A 19,886-nucleotide genomic window follows, 5' to 3' on the forward strand; every position below is an offset into this window, starting at 1 on the left:
TGCAGCTTGATCAAGAAGGTGTTGAAGCCGTTGGCGATCGCGCCCAGTTCATCGGCGCGGTCACTGGTCAGGCGCCGCGTCAGGTCGCCTTCGCCTTGGGCGATGTCATTGAGCATCGCGACCATTTGCTTGAGCGGGCGGGCGATGCCGTGGCCGACCAGCCAGATCACCAGCAAGCCGATACCGGCGATCAGCAGACCGGCGATGGTCATGCCGAAAATGTCGGTCTTGCGCTGGGCCTCCAGGTCGCTTTGCAGCTTCTGGGAATCGGCCATCACTGCGCTGAGCGGCAGTTGCAGCATCAGCGTCCAGCGTGCGTCGGCCTGGCCAATAGTGAACGGCAGGAACAGTTCGATATGCCCGTGTTCCTTGTCGATGTCGTAACGTACTTCACCGGCTTTCAACTGGTTGAGGTTGGTCAATTCGTTGCTGTCGAGCAGGTCACTGGCTTTTTCGCCGAGTTTGCTGGCGTCCTTGGTATAGGCCACCAGGCGGCCATTGCTGGAGATCAGCGCCATTTCACCGGCACCGTTGTAGAGCTTTTGATCGGCGCTGGTGAGCATGTCCTGGATGAAGTTCACCGACAGGTCGGCGCCGACGATGCCCTGGAACGCGCCGTCGATCATGATCGGCTCAATGAACGAAGCCAGCATCACCATTGCATTGCCCACCTTGTAAGGGGCGGGATCGATGGCGCAGGCTTTTTTGTTTTCCTTCGAGCACAGGTAGTACTCGCTGGCGCGCACGCCGGTGGAGAGGATGTTCTGGTCGTTGACGTCGGCGAGCTTGTCCAGGCCCAGGCTGCCATCGGCGTTGCGGTACCACCAAGGTAGGAAGCGTCCGTCGGCGGCCATGCCGACAATGGGGCTGTTCACGTAGGCCGCGTCGTTGTGGTCGATCGCGTTGGGCTCCCAGCCGATGTAGGCGCCGAGGATCTTCGGGTTGCGCACCACGGTTTCATGCAGCAGGTTGATCAGTTGCTCGCGGCTGACTTGCAGGGCCGGCTCGCCCTTGGCGTCTTTCATGCCGAGCAGGGCGTTGGCGGTGGCCAGGCTCTTGGCGGTCACCAGTGGTGCTTCCAGTTCGCGCTGGATCAAGGTGGCCTGGGTCTGCGCCAGGGCGGTCAGGCGCTGTTCGATAATCTGTTCGAATTGCACCTGGGTGCGATCCTGCACCATCTCTTGGGTCCGCGCTCCCGCAAACAAGGCGTACAGCACCAGCACCGCGACCACGCTCAGGACAATGGCCCCGGCCAATGCCGCGACAGAAAATTGGATCGACTTGAATTTCATGAAGGCTCCGGGCGCAGGGGAGATAGTCCGCCTTTTTGTATCGGCCACGGGCGTGCAGGGCATTAGGGGGTGTCCTGCAAAAATCTTCGGGGTGTCGCAAATGGAATGCCCGCCGCCGTTGTTGGGGCAGGTAGGGTGTATCCGAAATTCTTCGGTTACACGTCTGGTGTATCTGGCGCGGATACAAATGTGCGCCTACGATACGCGCCATGTTTTAAGGGCGTCTTTCAGGGAGAGTGTTGATGAAGAAATCATTGGTGGTAAGTGGGTTGGTGGCAGCGATGCTGCTGGCTGGGTGTCAGTCGGTCAACACCACCAGCGGCGGCGCCGTTGGGGTAGAGCGCAAGCAGTACATGTTCAGCATGCTGTCGAGCCAGGAAGTCGACCAGATGTATGCCCAGTCCTACCAACAGACGTTGGGCGAAGCCAGTAGCAAGGGCCAATTGGATAAGACCAGCGCCAACGCCAAGCGCGTGCAGGCCATCGCCAACCGCTTGATTGCCCAGGCGCCGACCTTTCGTGCGGATGCCGCACAGTGGAAGTGGGAAGTGAACCTGATCAAGAGCGACGAGATGAACGCCAACTGCGGGCCTGGCGGCAAGATCTTCGTGTACAGCGCGTTGATCGACAACCTCAAGCTCACCGATGACGAACTGGCTGCCGTGATGGGCCATGAAATCGCCCACGCCTTGCGTGAACACGGCCGTGAAGCCATGTCCAAGGCCTACGGGATCGAGATGGCGAAGCAGGGCGCCGGTGCATTGTTCGGCCTCGGCCAGGACAGTCTGGCACTGGCCGATACCGTGGCAAACTACGGCATGACCTTGCCCAACAGCCGCAGCAACGAAAACGAGGCAGACCTGATCGGCCTGGAACTGTCGGCCCGCGCCGGCTATAACCCGAACGCCGCCATTACGTTGTGGAACAAGATGGCTAAAGCCTCGGAAGGTGCACCGCCGGAGTTCATGAGTACTCACCCGGCCTCCGACAGCCGAATCGCCTCGTTGCAGGCGGCGATTCCGAAGGTGATGCCGCTGTACCAACAGGCCAAGAAATCCTGAGCCTAAAGATCTGGTGAAGGTCTAAATGGGGGAGCGGGCTTGCTCGCGAAGGCGTTGGATCAGTCAAATAATCAGTGACTGACACTCCGTATTCGCGAGCAAGCCCGCTCCCGCATTTGATTGGGTTTACAGATTTAGATCCAGCCACTGCTCTGCATGGCCTTGTACACCGCCACGATCGCCAGGATGAAGAACGCTGTTGCCGCCAGTCGACGAATCAAGGTCAACGGTAGTTTTTCCGCCGCAAAATTCCCCGCCAAGACCACCGGCACGTTGGCAATCAGCATGCCCAGGGTGGTGCCGATAATCACCAGCCACAACTCCGGATACTGCGCCGCCAGCATCACCGTGGCGATCTGCGTCTTGTCACCGATTTCCGCAAGGAAGAACGCGATCAGCGTGGTCAGGAACGGGCCGAATTTGCGCGTGGTGCTGGCTTCGTCATCGTCGAGTTTGTCCGGCACCAGGGTCCACAGCGCCGTGGCGCAGAAGCTCGCCGCGAGGATCCAGTGCAACACCGCATCCGAGAAGAAACTCCCAAACCAGGCCCCCACGGCACCGGCGGCCGCGTGGTTGGCCAGGGTCGCGGCAACGATGCCGGCGATGATCGGCCAGGGTTTGCGAAAGCGTGCGGCAAGGATGAGCGCGAGCAGTTGCGTCTTGTCGCCGATTTCGGCCAAGGCAACGATTGCGGTAGGAACGAGCAATGAATCCAGCATCAGGTAGGTTTCCAGGGGCGGGTCGACACGGCTATGACACGTACAGCCTTCCCGCCCCGGGTAAGGTGTGCGTGTCATAGGTCTTGTCAAACCCCGGTCCGTCTGTGCGGACTCCTGGGTCGCATACGCCATGGTCTGCTGACCAAGTATGTTGACGTATGCCGGACGAGCGTGGCGCTCGTGGGAGACTACTCCCCTAGGACGGAGCGGATTCTGCCTAGGCAAAATCCATTCGGCAAGCCTTCTTTTTCAAACGCCCGTCAGCCGCGCTTTGCACGGTAGATGCGGAAACCGTTGCCCTCGGCCTTGATCGCGCACACGCCCAAGTGCTCTTCGATCAGCGGTTGGTACTTCAGGAAACTGTTAGCGACCAAGCGCAGTTCGCCGCCTTTTGCCAGGTGTTTCGCCGCTTTTCGCAGCAAGTTTTCGGTGGCGAAATAGTCGGTGTGCACCCCGACATGGAACGGCGGGTTGCTTAAAATCGCGTTCAACCCCATCGGGGCCGCATCGATGCCATCACCGGTCAGCACCTCGGCTTCCAAGCCGTTAGCGGCCAGGGTCAGGCGGCTGCTGGCAGCGGCAAAGGCGTCCACATCTAGCATCGTCACTGTGTTGTGCGGGTAGCGACGTTTGACCGCCGCCCCCAGCACGCCAGCGCCGCAACCGAAATCCAACAGATGGCCGCTTGGCAGCTTGTCCAGGTGCTCCAGCAACAACTCGGTGCCGCGATCCAGTCGACCGTGGCTGAACACGCCCGGCAGGCTCAACACCTTCAGCGGACCTTCAGCCAGCGGCACCTCGAAGACCTGTGCCAGGCTTTCCAGCTCGACGGCTTGGGGCGCGTTGGCCACGGTGACCTGCCACAGCTGGCAATGCCGCGCGTTGTCGAGCTTGCGCGGTTTGCCGAAAGGGATCATCTGCTTGGCGGCGCTTTCGATGCCGGCTTTTTTCTCGCCGACCAGAAACAATTCGGCGGCGGGCAAGCGTGCAGCCACGGCGTTGAGCAGGTAGTCGGTGAGGTCCTTGGACTTGGGCAGGAAGATCACCGCCGCATCAAATGCGCGCTCCGGCACGTTCACACCAAAGTGGCTGCGCTCGGCGAAGCGTGCATCTAGCGCCGCCTGGTCGCCGGCATGCCAGCTCCAGCCGTGGGCGTTGGGCAGTCGGCCGAGCAGGTCGTCGGCAGGCAAGCCCACCAACAGCAGGTTGCCTTGAAAAAGTTCGGCCTGACGAAGCAGTACTTCACTGCGCGGATCCATGGTCTGCTCCTTGAAAAGGGGCGCAGTTTATCAACTGACGACGCGCAGCGGGGCCCCGTTGAAAAAGCCACGGGCGTTTTCCGCCAGTTGGCCGACGATGCGTTGGCGCGCTTCGCGGCTGCCCCAGGCGTTGTGCGGGGTGACGATCAGCCGCGGGATATCGCCGGCCAGCAGTGGGTTGCCATGCACCGGCGGTTCTACGCTCAGTACATCGGTCGCCGCGCCACCCAGGTGACCGCTGCGCAATGCATCGGCCAGGGCCTGTTCGTTGATCAAACCACCGCGTGCGGTGTTGACCACAAACGCGCCGGGCTTGAGCAGCGCCAGTTCACGGGCGCCGATAAAGTCGCGGGTGTGTTCGTTGAGTGGGCAGTGCAGGGTCAGCGCGTCCACCTGCGCCAGCAGTTCATCCAGCGGCACGCGGTCAGCGCGGGCCGGGCGTCCCGGAATAGCGCCGAGCAGGACACGCATGCCGAAGGCTTCAGCCAGTCGCGCGACTGCGCCGCCCAATTCACCGTGGCCGAGCAGGCCGAGGGTCTTGCCTTCCAGCTCGACAATCGGGTGGTCCAACAGGCAGAACTGTTTGGCCTCCTGCCACTTGCCGGCGCTGACATCCCGTTGATAATCCTTCAAGCGCGTCGCCAGGTTGAGCAACAGCATGATCGTGTGCTGCGCCACCGAAGGCGTGCCATAGCCCTGGCAGTTGCTCACGGTGATGCCATGGGCGCGGGCGGCTTCGAGGTCGACGTTATTGGTGCCGGTGGCTGACACCAGGATCAGCTTGAGCTCCGGGCAGGCCGCCAAGGTTGCTGTGTTGAGGGCGATTTTGTTGCTGATCACGACGTGGGCGCCTTGCACGCGTTCGATCACGTTCTGCGGCGTGGTGTCTGCAAACAATTGCAACTCGCTGAAGCTGTCTCGCAGCTCGCTGAGGTCGAGGTCCCCCGGGTCCAGGGAAGGGTGATCAAGAAAGACGGCGCGGCGATTGTTCGTCATCAACTGTACCTTTTGCGACAGGGTTCGAAGGCGTAATCTCCCGAGCCTATCAGATGAAATAATCAGTTACTTAATGGGAGTGAGCATGTACGCCGCCGAGTTTTTGACCGTAGCCCTGATTCACTTACTGGCGGTAGCCAGCCCCGGCCCGGATTTCGCGGTGGTGGTGCGTGAAAGTGTGACCCACGGCCGTCGCGCCGGGACCTGGACTGCACTGGGCGTCGGTTCGGCGATTTTCCTGCACGTGGGTTATTCGTTGCTCGGTATCGGCTTGATCGTGTCCCAGTCCATCGTGTTGTTCAACGCCCTGAAATGGGCCGCGGCCGCCTACCTGCTGTACATCGGCTTCAAGGCCCTGCGCGCGCAGCCGGCCAAGCCTGCCGCCGAGGGCGAGTTGCACCGCGAAGCGGGCGAACGCACCCCGCGAGGTGCCTTCACTGCCGGTTTCGTGACCAACGGCTTGAACCCCAAGGCCACGCTGTTCTTCCTGTCGTTGTTCACCGTGGTGATCAACCCGCACACACCGCTGGCGATCCAGGCTGGTTACGGCGTGTACCTGGCAGTGGCGACGGCGCTGTGGTTCTGTCTGGTGGCGATGCTGTTCAGCCAGCAGCGCGTGCGCGCTGGGTTTGCGCGGATGGGCCACTGGTTCGACCGCACCATGGGCGCTGTGCTGATTGCGATTGGCGTAAAACTGGCCTTCACCAGCATGAAGTAAACTCGAGTGAGCACCGCACAAATGTGGGAGCGGGCTTGCTCGCGAATGCGCTGTGACAGTCAACACATGCGTGACTGATCCACCGCATTCGCGAGCAAGCCCGCTCCCAAATTGGAGCTCGGTAAGGCTTCAATGCTGGCGCAAAGCTAGCATTCATTGGGGGCTGCAAATCATTCCTTTGGCTGATTTGGTTGAAACATAAGGTCTCTACAGTGCAGATCTTGAAGCCAAGACCGTGCAGTCATAAAAGGGATTCGTATGTTGCAGACCCGTGTTATCCCGCCCGCCGAAGGTGCGTACCAATATCCGCTGTTGATCAAACGCCTGTTGATGTCCGGCGCCCGTTACGAGAAGACCCGGGAAATCGTCTACCGCGACAAGCTGCGCTACACCTACCCGACCCTGATCGAACGCGTTGCCCGCCTGGCTAATGTGCTGACCGAGGCCGGCGTCAAGGCCGGTGATACCGTCGCGGTGATGGACTGGGACAGCCATCGCTACCTGGAATGCATGTTCGCCATCCCGATGATCGGCGCGGTGATCCACACCATCAACGTGCGCCTGTCGCCGGAACAGATCCTGTACACCATGAACCATGCCGAGGACCGCTTCGTGCTGGTCAACAGTGAGTTCGTGGGGCTTTACCAGGCGATTGCCGGGCACCTGACGACGGTCGACAAGACCCTGCTGCTCACCGACGGCGATTCCAAGACTGCCGAGCTGCCCAACCTGGTGGGCGAGTACGAAAGCCTGCTCGCCGCCGCCAGCCCGAAGTATGACTTCCAGGATTTCGACGAAAACTCCGTCGCCACCACCTTCTACACCACCGGCACCACCGGTAACCCCAAGGGTGTGTATTTCACCCACCGCCAGTTGGTGCTGCACACCATAGGTGTGGCGACCATCATGGGCAGCGTCGACAGCGTGCGATTGCTCGGCACCAACGACGTGTACATGCCGATCACGCCGATGTTCCACGTGCACGCCTGGGGCTTGCCGTATGTGGCGACCATGCTCGGCCTGAAGCAGGTCTACCCCGGTCGCTACGACCCGGAATACCTGGTGGAGCTATGGCGTAAGGAAAAGGTCACTTTCTCCCACTGCGTACCGACCATCCTGCAGATGGTGCTCAACGCCAAGGCCGCCCAAGGCGTGGATTTTGGCGGTTGGAAAATCGTCATCGGTGGCAGTGCCCTCAACCGTACGCTGTATGAGGCGGCAAAGGCCCGTGGGATTCAACTGACCGCCGCGTACGGCATGTCCGAGACCGGCCCGCTGGTGTCCTGCGCCCACCTCAACGAAGAACTGATGGCCGGCACCGAGGACGAGCGCATCACCTACCGCATCAAGGCCGGTGTGCCTGGGCCATTGGTGGAAGCGGCGATCATGGACGCTGAGGGTAACTTCCTGCCCGCCGACGGCGAGTCCCAGGGCGAGTTGGTCCTGCGCGCGCCGTGGCTGACCGAGGGTTATTACAACGAGCCGCAGAAGGGCGCCGAGCTGTGGGCGGGCGGCTGGATGCACACGGGCGACGTGGCCACCCTCGATGCATTTGGCGTGATCGATATTCGCGACCGCATCAAGGATGTGATCAAGACCGGCGGCGAGTGGATCTCCTCCCTGGCCCTCGAAGACCTGGTCAGCCGTCACCCGGCGGTACGCGAAGTAGCGGTGGTGGGCATTGCCGATCCGCAGTGGGGCGAGCGCCCGTTTGCCTTGCTGGTGGTGCGTGATGGCCATGTGATAGGCGCCCGCGAGCTCAAGGAACACCTCAAGCCGTTCGTGGAATTGGGCCATTTGAGCAAATGGGCGATTCCTAGCCAAATCGCCGTTGTTACGGAAATTCCCAAGACGAGTGTAGGAAAACTCGACAAAAAACGTATCCGTATCGACATCATTGAATGGCAGGCGAACAACAGCACCTTCCTGTCCACCCTCTGACCCTCCTCGCCGTGCCCGCTCGGGCACGGCAATGCTCTATCTGGCACCTTTACTTGTGATTTGCCGATTTTCAGCCATCCTTGCCGCGTCGGCCCTCGCCGACATGGCGAAAGGACTGTGGCAGACGGGTTGGTGATGCAAATCACACTTTAGAGGGATCAAGCAGTACCCCCTGCTGGCTATAGTCCCACTCAGAGTTTTTCAAGGATGTTCCGCTTCGGGCCATGAGGGCTCGGCTGCCGAGCGGCATTGGAATCGTTGTATTCCGGCTGTTACACGCATCAACAGAAAGAACTCACTGCCATAACAATAATGCACATGGAGTAGCGTCGATGACCTCAGTAAACCAGTTCTGGCGCCGGGCAAGACTGCCCCTGGCCGTCAGTCTCGCTTCTACGCTCGCCGGGCCCGCATTCGGCGTCAGTTTCAATATCGGTGAAATCGAAGGGAGTTTTGACTCGTCGCTTTCCGTGGGGGCGAGCTGGTCGACAGCCAAGCCCAACAAGGATCTGATTGGCGTCAACAACGGTGGTCGTGGCTTATCCCAAACTTCCGACGACGGTCACCTCAACTTTAAGCGCGGTGAAACGTTCTCGAAGATCTTCAAGGGTATTCATGACCTGGAACTGAAGTACGGCGATACCGGTGTGTTTGTGCGTGGCAAGTACTGGTATGACTTTGAGCTCAAGGACGAAAGCCGTCCGTTCAAGGACATCAGCGACAACAACCGTAAAGAGGGCGCCAAGTCCTCTGGCGGGCAGATTCTCGATGCGTTCATCTACCACAACTACAACATTGCCGATTTGCCGGGGTCGGTACGTTTTGGCAAGCAGGTGGTGAGCTGGGGTGAAAGTACCTTCATTGGCGGCGGCATCAACTCGATCAACCCGATCGACGTGTCCGCGTTCCGTCGTCCGGGGGCTGAGATCAAGGAAGGCTTGATTCCGGTCAATATGTTCTATGTGTCGCAGACACTGACCGATAACCTGTCGGCGGAAGCGTTCTATCAGTTGGAATGGGACCAGACCGTTACCGATAACTGCGGCACTTTCTTCTCTCAGCCTGATGTTATTTCCGACGGCTGCAGTGACAATTTGCGCGTGTTGAACAGTCGTCGCTTCCTGCCTGCCGCAGTACTGCCAGGGCTTGCCGCCAATGGCGTCGACGTCAATAACGAAGGCGTATTGGTGCGTCGTGGTCCAGATCGTGATGCGCGCGACAGTGGTCAGTTCGGTGTCGCGTTCCATTACAACTTCGAGCCGCTGGATACAGAGTTCGGCGCTTACTTCATGAACTACCACAGTCGTGCGCCGATCTTCAGTGCCCAGGGCGCACCGCAATCGAAATACACCGGTGCAACGCCTGGTGTGCCAGCCCAGCTGCGTCCGTTGGTGGTCGCGGGTAACTCCAATTATTTCGTTGAATACCCGGAAGATATTCGTCTGTATGGCTTGAGTTTCTCCACTACCCTGCCTACGGGGACTGCATGGAGCGGCGAGTTGAGCTATCGCCCAAATGCACCGGTACAACTGAGCACCACAGACATTCTTTTCGCCGGCGTAACGCCACTTCCGCCCTTCAACAATGCGTCTGTGTTGAAAGGGACGCCGGGTCAGGACCTGCATGGTTATAACCGCAAGGAAGTCACCCAGTTCCAAACCACCTTCACGCACTTCTTCGATCAAGTCATGGGCGCCAGCCGCTTGACCACTGTCGGTGAAATCGGCGTGACCCATGTCGGTGGGCTGGAAAGCAAATCCGAGGCACGTTATGGCCGTGACCCAGTCTTTGGTCCGGGTTCGCTACCAGGGGGGTTCTGCAACGCGCTCAACAACTCCACAGCACAAGGCGGTGGTTTGCCTAATGCCGCCAGCCTGAATACCAACTGCAACAACGACGGTTACACCACCGCCACCTCCTGGGGCTACCGCGCTCGCGCCATCTGGGAATACCCGGACGTGTTCGCCGGCGTCAACCTCAAGCCAAACGTGGCGTGGTCCCATGACGTCAAAGGTTATTCGCCAGGCCCTGGCGGTAACTTCGAAGAAGGTCGCAAGGCAGTCAGCCTGGGCCTGGATGCCGAGTATCAGAACACCTACACCGCCAGCCTGGCCTACACCAACTTCTTTGGTGGCAAGTTCAGCACGGTGGATGACCGCGACTTCGTCGCTTTGAGCTTCGGCGCCAACTTCTAAGCACACGCATTTCAGGAAGACCAGAACATGAAAATAACCAAAAGTCTGTTGCACGTGGGTGTGCTTGGGCTGTCGATCCTGGCGAGCAACGTCATGGCGGCGGTGTCGGCGGATGAAGCTGCCAAGCTGGGCACGACCCTGACGCCGATGGGCGCCGAAATGGCCGGTAACGCGGCGGGCACCATTCCTAAGTGGTCGCCGCTGCCGACCAACGCGGGTGCCGTCGACGCCCGTGGGTTCCTGGCCAACCCTTACGCCAATGAACAACCGCAATTCACCATCACCGCAGCGAACGTGGAGCAATACAAGGACAAGCTGGCGCCGGGGCAGTACGCGATGTTCAAGCGCTATCCGGAAACCTTCAAGATGCCGGTCTATCCGACCCATCGCGGTGCCACAGTGCCGGCTGATGTGTTTGCCTCCATCAAGAAGAACGCCACCACGACCAACCTGGTGTCTGGCGGTAACGGCCTGGAAAACTTCGAAACCGCCGTACCGTTCCCGATTCCGAAAAGCGGCGTAGAGGTGATCTGGAACCACATCACCCGTTATCGCGGTGGCAGCGTGACCCGTCTGGTGACCCAGGCCACGCCGCAAACCAACGGATCCTACAGCCTGGTGTACTTCCGTGACCAGTTTGTATTCCGCGACAAGATGAAGGACTACGACCCGAAAAACCCAGGCAACGTGCTGTTTTACTTCAAGCAGCAAGTGACCGCGCCGGCACGTCTGGCCGGTGGTGTGCTGCTGGTGCACGAAACCCTGGACCAGGTGAAGGAACCGCGTTCGGCCTGGGTCTACAACGCCGGCCAGCGCCGTGTGCGCCGGGCGCCGCAAGTGTCCTATGACGGGCCAGGTACCGCCGCCGACGGCCTGCGTACCTCCGACAACCTCGACATGTATAACGGTGCACCGGATCGCTACGACTGGAAGCTGGAGGGCAAGAAAGAAATCTACATCGCCTCCAACAGCTACAAGATCGACGATCCGAAGCTCAAATACGCCGACATCATCAAGGCCGGCCACATCAACCAGGACCTGGCCCGCTACGAGCTACGCCGCGTCTGGCACGTGGTCGCGACCTTGAAGGAAGGCCAGCGTCACATCTACGCCAAGCGTGACTTCTTCATTGACGAAGACACCTGGCAAGCGGCCGTGATCGACCACTACGACGGCCGTGGCCAACTGTGGCGCGTGGCGGAAGCCCATGCCGAGAACTACTACGACAAGCAAGTGCCGTGGTACGCCCTGGAAACCCTCTACGACCTGCAGTCCGGCCGCTACCTGGCGCTGGGCATGAAGAACGAAGAGAAGCAGGCGTATGACTTTGGCTTCACCGCCACCACCAGCGACTTCACCCCGGCGGCCCTGCGCCAGGATGGTGTTCGCTAACCTGCGTTAGCTTGCAAATGTGGGAGGGGGCTTGCCCCCGATAGCGGTGGGACAGTCAAAAAGCGCATTGACTGATCCGCCGCCATCGGGGGCAAGCCCCCTCCCACATTTTTTGTCGCAGTTCTTTTTCAGGCAAATGTTGCAAAGATCTACAAACCCGCCGCTTTTACCGCTAGTCTGCGGACATCTGCAATGCCGACAACAGCCTTCTACAAGAGCCCGGCGATGACTGATCTGTCCCGAATCCAAGGGCCTGCCAGCACGGTCATTCCGACCCTGGAAGGTCGCTTCTACAGGCCACCTCTGCCTGACGGCTACGTGCTGCGCCCTCGCCTGTGCGAACGCCTGAGCGCTGGTCTGGAAGGGCGCTTGCTGCTGGTCAGCGCACCGGCTGGGTTTGGCAAGAGTTCGTTGGCGGTGGAGTTTTGCCAGAGCCTGCCGGCCCATTGGCAAAGCCTGTGGCTGGGCCTGAGCCCACGGGACAACGACCCCGGGCGTTTCCTCGAACGCCTGCTCGACGGCTTGCAGCAATTCTTTCCGCAACTCGGCGCCCAATCGCTGGGCCTGCTGAAAATGCGTCAGCGTCACCAACCCTTTGCCTTTGAAGAGTGGCTGGATGGCCTGCTCGACGAACTGGCTGTCCACCTGTCCACCCGTGCGCCGCTGTTGCTGGTGCTGGATGATTACCATCTGGCCCAAGGGCCGGTGCTCGACCGCTGCCTGCAGTTTTTCCTCAATCATTTGCCTGACGGCTTGGTGGTGTTGGTTACCAGCCGCCAGCGTCCGGACTGGCATCTGGCGCGGCTACGGTTGTCGCGTCATCTGCTGGAGCTGCATGAACAGGACTTGCGCCTGACTCACGACGAATCACTGGCAGTGCTGGATCGCCACAGCAATTCCCTACAAGGTGAAGCCCTCGATAACCTGATCCGCCGCAGCGAAGGCTGGGTCGCCGGCCTGCGTTTCTGGCTGTTGGCCGCCTCTGAAGCCGGTAGCGACGGCGCCTTGCCGCAGAGCCTGCACGGCGGCGAAGGGCTCATCCGCGATTACCTGCTGGAAGAAGTCATCGACTGCCTGCCGGCCGACGTGCAGGCGTTTTTGTACGACACCGCCCCTCAGGATCGATTTTGCAGCGAACTCTGCGACGCGGTGCGTGAAGCCCACGACAGTGCCGAAATCCTGCGTTACCTGCAGGCGCACCAAGTGTTTCTGGTGCCACTGGACGACCAAGGGCATTGGTACCGTTATCACCATCTTTTTTCTGATTTGCTGCGCACACGGCGCGCCAGCAGTCACGTTCTGCCAGCGGCCAGCCTGCACCTGCGTGCGTGTCGCTGGTTCAATGCCCAAGGCTTGATCGATGAAGCGGTGGAGCAGGCGCTGCGCGCCGGCCATCTGGACGTGGCGGCCAACCTGGTACAGAACCTGTCTGAAGAACAACTGCTGGCTGAGCAGAATGTTGGCATGCTACTGCGCTGGAAAATGGACTTGCCCGACAGCCTGCTGATCAGCACGCCGCGCTTGATCGTGCTCTACAGCTGGGCCTTGGGCCTGGCCTGCCAGTTGGATGCAGCGGAAGAACTGTCCAGCTACCTCAGCCGCTTCCTGCCGGCGCCGTCGGCTACCGCGCAGAAATCGATGTTGGCCCAGTGGCTGGCCCTGAGCGGGATCATCGCCCGCGGCCGGGGCGATCGCGAGCTGACCCAGCGCTATTGCAGCGAGGCCCTGGAGAGCTTGCCACAACGGCGTTACGGCCAGCGGTTGATGTGCTTATCGACCCTGTCCAACCTGGCCATTGTCGATGCCGACCTCTGGCGTGCACGTGGCTTGAACCGTGAATCCCTGGAGCTGGCGCAGCGCGTCGGCAACCCATTGTTCGAAGCCCTGGCCCACTACGACCGCGCGCGAGTGTTGCAAGCGCGCGGTGAGATCCTGCGTTCCCTGGATGAAGTCCGCCAGGGCTTGCAACGCCTGCACGGCTTGGCGCCGCAGCGCTTGTATGCAGTGCGTGCGCGGTTGTCGCTCTACGAAGGTTTTCTGCTGCTGGTGCGGCTCCAGCCCGACGCCGGCCTCGCCCGTTTGCGTGCCGGCCTCGCCGAAGCCCGAGCTTGTCGCGATATCAGCGTGTTGATCGGCCATTGTGTGATCGCCAATTTCGAAGGGCGTCGTGGTGACTTCCCCAAAGCCTTTGCCGAACTCGCCGAGGCTGAGCGCCTGATGCATATCTGGGATGTGCCGCCGATCTACTACCTGGCGATGATCACCCTGATCAAGTGCGAGCTGTGGCTGGCCCAGGGCCGCACCGACTTGGCCGACGCCTGGCTGACGCGCCTGGGGCAAACTTACCATGGCGAACACGCCGCTGCCGCGCCGGAGTTTCACCCGCACCTGCCGCAGCATATCGGGCTGCAACAGGCTGCGTTGGACGCCACTCGCCACCAACCTGCGGCGGCGTTGCAGCGTCTCGAAGAGCTGGCGCTGCAGGCGCATAACAGCGGGCGTCAGATGATCGCGTTGATGGCCCTGACCCAACGGGTGCAACTGTTGCTGGAGGAGGGGCAGGAGACAAAGGCGCGTCCAGTCTTTACCCAGGCCCTTGAGGCCGGCATAGGCGGGGCTTTGCAGCCCTTCCAGCGATTGCTGGAAACCCACCCGGACTGGATGCGTGAGCAGCTGGCCAAAGATCCTCACGGCCTGCTGAGCCAGAGCCTGCTGGCGCTGTTACCGGCGGTAGTCGTGGTAGAAGCGGCTTCTACCCATGAGACCTTGAGCGCGCGGGAGCTGGCGGTGCTGCAATTGATCGCTCAAGGTTGCTCCAATCAGGAAATCAGCAATCGACTGTTTATCTCCCTGCACACGGTCAAGACTCACGCGAGCCACATCAACAGCAAGCTGGGTGTAGAGCGTCGTACGCAAGCAGTGGCGAGGGCCCAAGAGCTGAGGTTGATCGGCTAGGGATACTCCAGTCTGTTTTAATAGTGCACTTATTCCGGCGATGTTCGCCCGGAAACGATATTTCATTTGCACGACAGGACCCAGAATGGAAACCGCCAAGCCGACCCTCATCCGCGAAACCTTCCCCGTCGGCCCCCTGCAGTGCAACTGCACCATTATCGGCGACCCCGTCAGCAAAAAGGCCATCGTGGTCGACCCAGGCGGCAACCATGAGCTGATCCTGGCGCGGCTCGATGCCCTGGGACTGAAAGTGGTGAGCATCATCCACACCCATGCCCATCTGGATCACTTCCTGGCGTCCGGCCAGTTGAAGGAGAAGACCGGTGCCACCTTGCACCTGCACAAAGAAGATCAATTCCTTTGGGACAATCTGGAAATGCAATGCCAGATGTTTCGCGTGCCCTATACCCCTGTACCTTCGCCGGATCGTTGGCTGGAACATGATGAAGAGTTGGCCTGTGGCTGTGGCGTGGCGTTGCACACACCCGGCCATACGCCAGGGTCGATGAGCTTCTGGTTTGCCGACGCCAAGCTGCTGATTGCCGGCGACACGCTGTTCCGGCGTGGTATCGGGCGCACCGATTTGTGGGGCGGCGACCAGGCGACCATCGTGCGCTCGATCAAGCAGCGCCTGTATACCTTGGACGAGGGCGCGACGGTAGTGACCGGCCACGGGCCGGATACCCGGCTGGGCGATGAAATGCGTGAGAACCCATTTGTGCGGGCGTGAAGGGTTCATTGCCGGGCAGAGCGCGTTCTATAACAGGCAAACCTTGTAGCAAAAACTCAGGTCGTGTTCAGTGAGCGTCTGCTACGGTTTCTGTAGTCACGGAATTTTTGCCGTTTGTCGCGTTCCAAACTCGGCACAGGTCCATTGCCAATGTCCTTTGCACCATAGAATGCAAAAGTAGGAGCTCCCCCCATGTTCACTTCGCGTCGTCTGCTTGTTGTCGCTACCTGCGTAGCTTTGTTGTCCGGCTGCGCATCCCCTAACCCTTATGACGGCAGCAGCCAGGGACAGGCGAGTAATGAATCCGGCGGTATGAGCAAGACTGCCAAGTACGGTGGCCTGGGTGCCCTGGCCGGCGCATTGGCCGGTGCGGCCATCGATCACAACAACCGTGGCAAGGGCGCGCTGATCGGCGCCGTCGTTGCGGGTGCCGGTGCCGCGGGTTACGGCTACTATGCCGACCAGCAGGAAAAGAAACTGCGTGAAAGCATGGCCAACACCGGTGTTGAAGTTCAGCGCCAGGGTGACCAGATCAAGCTGATCATGCCAGGCAACATCACCTTCGCGACCAACTCGGACGCGATTTCCAGCAGCTTCTACCAGCCGCTGAACAACCTGGCCAACTCGCTCAAGCAGTTCAACCAGAACACTATCCAGATCGTCGGTTACACCGACAGCACCGGTAGCCGCCAGTTGAACATGGACCTGTCCCAGCGCCGTGCTCAGAGCGTAGCCAACTACCTGACTTCCCAAGGCGTCAACGGCGCCAACCTGAGCGCCCGCGGTGCCGGCCCGGATAACCCGATTGCCAGCAACGCCGACGTCAACGGCCGTGCCCAGAACCGTCGTGTGGAAGTGAACCTCGGCCCGATTCCTGGCCAACAGTACGGACAGCCGGGTGCCCAGCAACAGGCGCCACAACAGAACAACCAGTTCCAGGGCAATCCGTACTCGCAGTACCAGTAAACATTCGTGAATAAAAAAGGGCGCCTGAGTAAGGCGCCCTTTTTTGTGGCTGTCGGTTACATCAATCGATGTACTCGAAGACCTTGACGATTTTCTGCACACCGGAAACACCCTGCACCAGGTTGGCTGCGCGAGTGGCTTCGGCCTGGGTGAGCAGGCCCATCAGGTAGACGATGCCGTTGTCGGTGACGACCTTGATGCGCGAGCCAGGGATCGCGTTATCGGTGAGCATCTGCGCTTTGATCTTGGTGGTCAGCAGCGCGTCGTTGCTGATGGCCAGCAGGGTGATCGGGTTCATCACTTGCAGCTCGTTGTGTACCTTCTTCACGCGCTGTACGGCGGCGGCGGCTTGCTCGGCCTGGGCCTTGAGGTCGGCGCGTGGCGTCTGGCCAGCGAGCAGCACGACGCCGTTAAAGCTGGTCACGACGATGCGCGAAGCACCATTGCCCAGGTCCGGTGCGGCCTTGGCAACGTTGACTTCAACCTTGGTTTCGATCAGCGAGTCATCGATCTTGCTGCCGAAAGTGCGGGTGCCCTTGTCATCCTGAATAGGGGTGTCGCGTGTTGCAGTGATGGCCGTGCTGCAGCCGCTGATAGCGAGGCACAGGGTGATGGCTAAAAGGCTGAGGCGGTTAACGGTCATTCTTCACTCCCAAACAGTTGGCTGTCGATCAGATCGCACAGGCAGTGGATCGTCAGCAGGTGGACTTCCTGAATACGTGCGGTGACTGTGGCCGGGACGCGAATCTCCACGTCTTCAGGCAGCAGCAGTGAGGCCATGCCGCCGCCATCGCGTCCGGTCAATGCTACGACAATCATTTCGCGATCATGTGCGGCCTGGATCGCTTGAATAATATTCGCCGAGTTGCCGCTGGTGGAAATCGCCAGCAACACGTCGCCCGGTTGGCCCAGGGCGCGGATCTGCTTGGAGAAGATTTCGTTGTAGCTGTAGTCGTTAGCGATCGAGGTGATCGTCGACGAGTCGGTGGTCAAGGCAATAGCCGGCAGGCTCGGACGCTCACGCTCGAAGCGGTTGAGCAGCTCGGACGAGAAATGCTGGGCATCGCCGGCCGAACCGCCGTTGCCGCACGAAAGCATTTTGCCCTCGTTGAGCAAGGCGTTGACCATGACCTGACTGGCTTGCTCGATGTGCGGTGCAAGTACGTCCATCGCCTGTTGCTTGGTGTCGATACTGGCCTGGAAAAGCTGGCGAATTCTGGATTGCATGTCCATCTGTGTGACCTTAAGTAGCGCGGCTGTTTGGCACAGGAATGTGCAGCCCGCAAAGCAAAGAGCAAAAGTGTGTGGTGAAGATGTCCGGCGAATCAGCTGTCGAAGGCATCTTTGAGCCAGTTCAGATCAGCTTGACCAGACGGTGTGCTTTCTATGGCAACCACATCGAAACGGCAGGGGGCGTCGGCCCAGCGATGCTCTTTCTGCAGGAAAAACTGCGCGGCCAGTATCAGCTTTTGACGCTTGCGCCCGTCGATACTGGCGAGTGCGCCACCCCATTGTGCGTGTTTTCTGTAGCGGACTTCGACGAATACTACTGTATCGCCGTCAAGCATGACCAGATCAAGCTCGCCACGTTTACATAACCAGTTCTGCGCCAGCAGGCGCAGACCCTGTTGTTGCAAGTGCTTCAGCGCTTGTAGTTCGGCATCCTTGCCACTTTGTGCGCTGGACCGCTCGGGCATCAGCGCGGGGTGTCCGGCAGACGCTGGATCTCACCGCCGACGAACTTGGCCCATGGCATCTGGCGATCAACGCGCTGGGTGGTGCTGATGCCCAGGCTGCCCGACAAGCCGTCAACTCGGGTGTCCGGCAATGCCTTGAGTTGCCCCAGGCGTGGCGCCAGGCGGTAGGCATCGACGCCCATGGCGTACAGGCGACCCAGGCTGCCATTGGCTTGCGGCCATTGAGCGGCAACCTGATTGCGCAGCGGGTCGGTGGTGTTGAGCAGCCAAGGGGTTTCGCAGAACATCACATTGGTCATGTCCAGGTACTGGTTCTTGTCGCCGCTGGCGCTGAACACGTGGGACGTGGCGTACACCGGCACATCGCCGGCGTATTGGAAGTTCAGGGTCGGCTTGATCTGCTGGGCCAGTTGCGGGGTCACGGCCAGGAAGATGAACTCGATGTCCTGGCGACGCGATGGTTGCGCCGCGACGTCGGTGCCAACGGTGCTTTGCAGGCTCTTGGCGCGACCTTCGCTTTTACGCAGTTGGAACAGATCGGCAATTTGCTGGGCGAGGGCGACCGGCTGGTCGACGTACTCAACCCCCATGACCTGGCCGCCATTGGCTTCCCAGTCCTGGCGGAAGGCTTTGTAGACACGCTCGCCCCACTCGCCACGGGGCACCATTGCTGCAGCGCGGTGCAGGCCGTCGGCACGCGCACGACGCGATACTTCGCGGGCTTCGTCTTCTGCGGCCAGGCCGAACTGGAACAGTTGCGCCGGGCTGCGATCGCTCTCGCTGTAATTCAGTGCCAGGGTGGTGATCGGCAGTTGTGGGCGCGCGCTGAGCTGTTTGACCAGCGGTTTCTCCAGCGGGCCGACTACCAGTTGTACGCCTGCAGCCTGGGCCTTGGCGTAAAAGTCGTCGAGGGAGGTGAGGCGCGAGCTGTCATAGAACTCGATCACTGGCGGCTTCTGCCCGGCTTGTTCAGCCTGGTAGTGCGCAGCCATGAAGCCTTCACGCAGTGCCTTGCCGACGGAGGCCAGCGGGCCATCCTGTGGCAGCAGCAGGGCGATCTTGGTCAGGGGCTGGCTGGCCAGTTCCTTGAGCTTGGTCAGTGGCGTTGGCAGTTGCACGGCAGCCGGGTGGCCCGGGTTCTGCGCACGCCAGGTGTCGATGGCAGCCTGTTGCTGCTCCAGCGTACCGGCGCCCTTGACTGCCTGGGCCAGGGTAATCCAGCCGTCGAGCGTCGGGTTGCCGCTGGCCTGCAACTGTTCCGCCGGTAGGGCGGCAATCAATACCCAGATAGCTTCGTGGTTGCTTTTGGCGGCATCGCCCGTGAGCAGTGGGGCCATGGCGACACGTTCACGGGCGGCGGCCAGGGTCTGGCCATCGGCTTCATAAGCACGGGCGTGTACGCTGGCGGTGCGGATCTGCTGCTCGGGCGGCAGGTCCTTCAGGCTTTGCAGACTTGGGTGGTTCAGGGCGGTCAACGCGGCCTTGGGCTGGTTGCGCGCCATGGCAAGTTCAGCGGCCAGGGTGCTGGCAAAAACTTGCGCGGCTGGCTTGAGGACATCCAGGGACACCTGCGCAAGAATCTGCGACGAGCGGCCAGGGTTGTTCTGCTTGTAGGCCATGTCTGCCGCACTCAGGCGCAGTAATGCGGCCTTTTCTGGCGTCTTGGCGGTGGTGGCCTGTTCGAGCAGTTGCTCGATACTGGCGTCCGGGGTCCGTGGAAGGTCGCCAAGGCTGGACGAGGGCGAGCTGGCGCAGGCGGCCAGCAAGGCAGCGAGGCAGAGGGCGGAGAGCAGCCGCAGGCAAGCGATCATGTAAGTGTTCCTGATACCGATCAAATTAGCGTGGAATTGTACCCAAGCACTGGCCCAGGCGCGATGTTACTGGCGTGAAACCGTCGATTTAGGTCGTGCAAATGTTGCAACGGGCGTCAAACGGCTGAAAAGGCATCGGCCGTGATGGCATATT

General features: G+C 60.6%; 15 protein-coding genes, 1 pseudogene and 1 riboswitch. Of the genes and pseudogenes, 8 read left to right on the top strand and 8 right to left on the bottom strand.

What is annotated here, in order from left to right; genetic code table 11:
• Positions 1-11: 11 nt before the first annotated feature.
• Positions 12-1,355, bottom strand: a pseudogene (locus AC4PS7_RS01245) (methyl-accepting chemotaxis protein); the annotation flags it as partial.
• A 179-nt stretch (positions 1,356-1,534) separates the two neighbouring features.
• Between AC4PS7_RS01245 and AC4PS7_RS01250 the strand changes: the two are divergent.
• Positions 1,535-2,353 (top strand): M48 family metallopeptidase, encoded by an 819-nt coding sequence (locus AC4PS7_RS01250; protein ID WP_010213075.1) that lies wholly within the window; start codon positions 1,535-1,537, stop codon positions 2,351-2,353.
• Between the two features lie 134 nt (positions 2,354-2,487).
• On the opposite strand, the gene AC4PS7_RS01255 is transcribed toward AC4PS7_RS01250, so the two are convergent.
• From AC4PS7_RS01255 to AC4PS7_RS01265, 3 genes are all read right to left on the bottom strand, one after another.
• Positions 2,488-3,072, bottom strand: a complete 585-nt coding sequence (locus AC4PS7_RS01255) for a TMEM165/GDT1 family protein (RefSeq protein ID WP_004372026.1) — start codon at positions 3,070-3,072, stop codon at positions 2,488-2,490.
• An 88-nt stretch (positions 3,073-3,160) separates the two neighbouring features.
• Positions 3,161-3,282, bottom strand: a riboswitch (yybP-ykoY riboswitch).
• Between the two features lie 50 nt (positions 3,283-3,332).
• Positions 3,333-4,331 (bottom strand): methyltransferase, encoded by a 999-nt coding sequence (locus tag AC4PS7_RS01260; RefSeq protein WP_010213070.1) that lies wholly within the window; start codon positions 4,329-4,331, stop codon positions 3,333-3,335.
• 30 nt (positions 4,332-4,361) lie between these two features.
• Positions 4,362-5,327, bottom strand: coding sequence for a 2-hydroxyacid dehydrogenase (locus AC4PS7_RS01265; RefSeq protein WP_457244052.1), 966 nt, complete (start codon positions 5,325-5,327; stop codon positions 4,362-4,364).
• Between the two features lie 85 nt (positions 5,328-5,412).
• Here AC4PS7_RS01265 and AC4PS7_RS01270 point away from each other — a divergent pair, with 85 nt between their 5' ends.
• The 7 genes from AC4PS7_RS01270 to AC4PS7_RS01300 all read left to right on the top strand — a co-directional run bounded on the left by AC4PS7_RS01270 (position 5,413) and on the right by AC4PS7_RS01300 (position 16,224).
• On the top strand, positions 5,413-6,045 hold the full coding sequence (locus AC4PS7_RS01270) for a LysE family translocator (RefSeq protein WP_010213066.1): 633 nt from the start codon (positions 5,413-5,415) through the stop codon (positions 6,043-6,045).
• Positions 6,046-6,303: 258 nt separating this feature from the next.
• Positions 6,304-7,986: a fatty acid--CoA ligase gene (locus AC4PS7_RS01275; protein ID WP_010213065.1), complete on the top strand. Its 1,683-nt coding sequence runs from the start codon at positions 6,304-6,306 to the stop codon at positions 7,984-7,986.
• Between the two features lie 332 nt (positions 7,987-8,318).
• Complete coding sequence (locus tag AC4PS7_RS01280; protein WP_010213063.1) at positions 8,319-10,181, top strand: DUF1302 domain-containing protein; 1,863 nt, start codon at positions 8,319-8,321, stop codon at positions 10,179-10,181.
• Between the two features lie 27 nt (positions 10,182-10,208).
• Entirely contained in the window at positions 10,209-11,573 is a 1,365-nt protein-coding gene (locus AC4PS7_RS01285; RefSeq protein WP_010213061.1) for a DUF1329 domain-containing protein, read from the top strand.
• Between the two features lie 225 nt (positions 11,574-11,798).
• Positions 11,799-14,528, top strand: coding sequence for a winged helix-turn-helix domain-containing protein (locus AC4PS7_RS01290; RefSeq protein ID WP_044286651.1), 2,730 nt, complete (start codon positions 11,799-11,801; stop codon positions 14,526-14,528).
• 85 nt (positions 14,529-14,613) lie between these two features.
• Positions 14,614-15,258: an MBL fold metallo-hydrolase gene (locus AC4PS7_RS01295; protein WP_010213059.1), complete on the top strand. Its 645-nt coding sequence runs from the start codon at positions 14,614-14,616 to the stop codon at positions 15,256-15,258.
• Positions 15,259-15,450: 192 nt separating this feature from the next.
• Positions 15,451-16,224, top strand: coding sequence for a YiaD family glycine zipper/OmpA-like lipoprotein (locus AC4PS7_RS01300; protein ID WP_021491873.1), 774 nt, complete (start codon positions 15,451-15,453; stop codon positions 16,222-16,224).
• A 61-nt stretch (positions 16,225-16,285) separates the two neighbouring features.
• On the opposite strand, the gene AC4PS7_RS01305 is transcribed toward AC4PS7_RS01300, so the two are convergent.
• From AC4PS7_RS01305 to AC4PS7_RS01320, 4 genes are all read right to left on the bottom strand, one after another.
• A complete protein-coding gene (locus tag AC4PS7_RS01305) occupies positions 16,286-16,867 on the bottom strand; it encodes a BON domain-containing protein (protein WP_010213057.1) in 582 nt (193 codons plus the stop codon).
• Positions 16,864-17,457, bottom strand: a complete 594-nt coding sequence (locus tag AC4PS7_RS01310) for a phosphoheptose isomerase (RefSeq protein WP_021491872.1) — start codon at positions 17,455-17,457, stop codon at positions 16,864-16,866. The genes AC4PS7_RS01305 and AC4PS7_RS01310 overlap by 4 nt, the downstream gene beginning before the upstream one ends.
• A gap of 92 nt (positions 17,458-17,549) precedes the next feature.
• Entirely contained in the window at positions 17,550-17,921 is a 372-nt protein-coding gene (locus AC4PS7_RS01315; protein WP_010213054.1) for a YraN family protein, read from the bottom strand.
• Positions 17,921-19,732: a penicillin-binding protein activator gene (locus tag AC4PS7_RS01320; protein ID WP_010213053.1), complete on the bottom strand. Its 1,812-nt coding sequence runs from the start codon at positions 19,730-19,732 to the stop codon at positions 17,921-17,923. Before AC4PS7_RS01320 ends, AC4PS7_RS01315 begins: the two co-directional genes overlap by 1 nt.
• Positions 19,733-19,886 lie beyond the last annotated feature (154 nt).

It is taken from the genome of Pseudomonas sp. DW-iso3 (assembly GCF_058725305.1).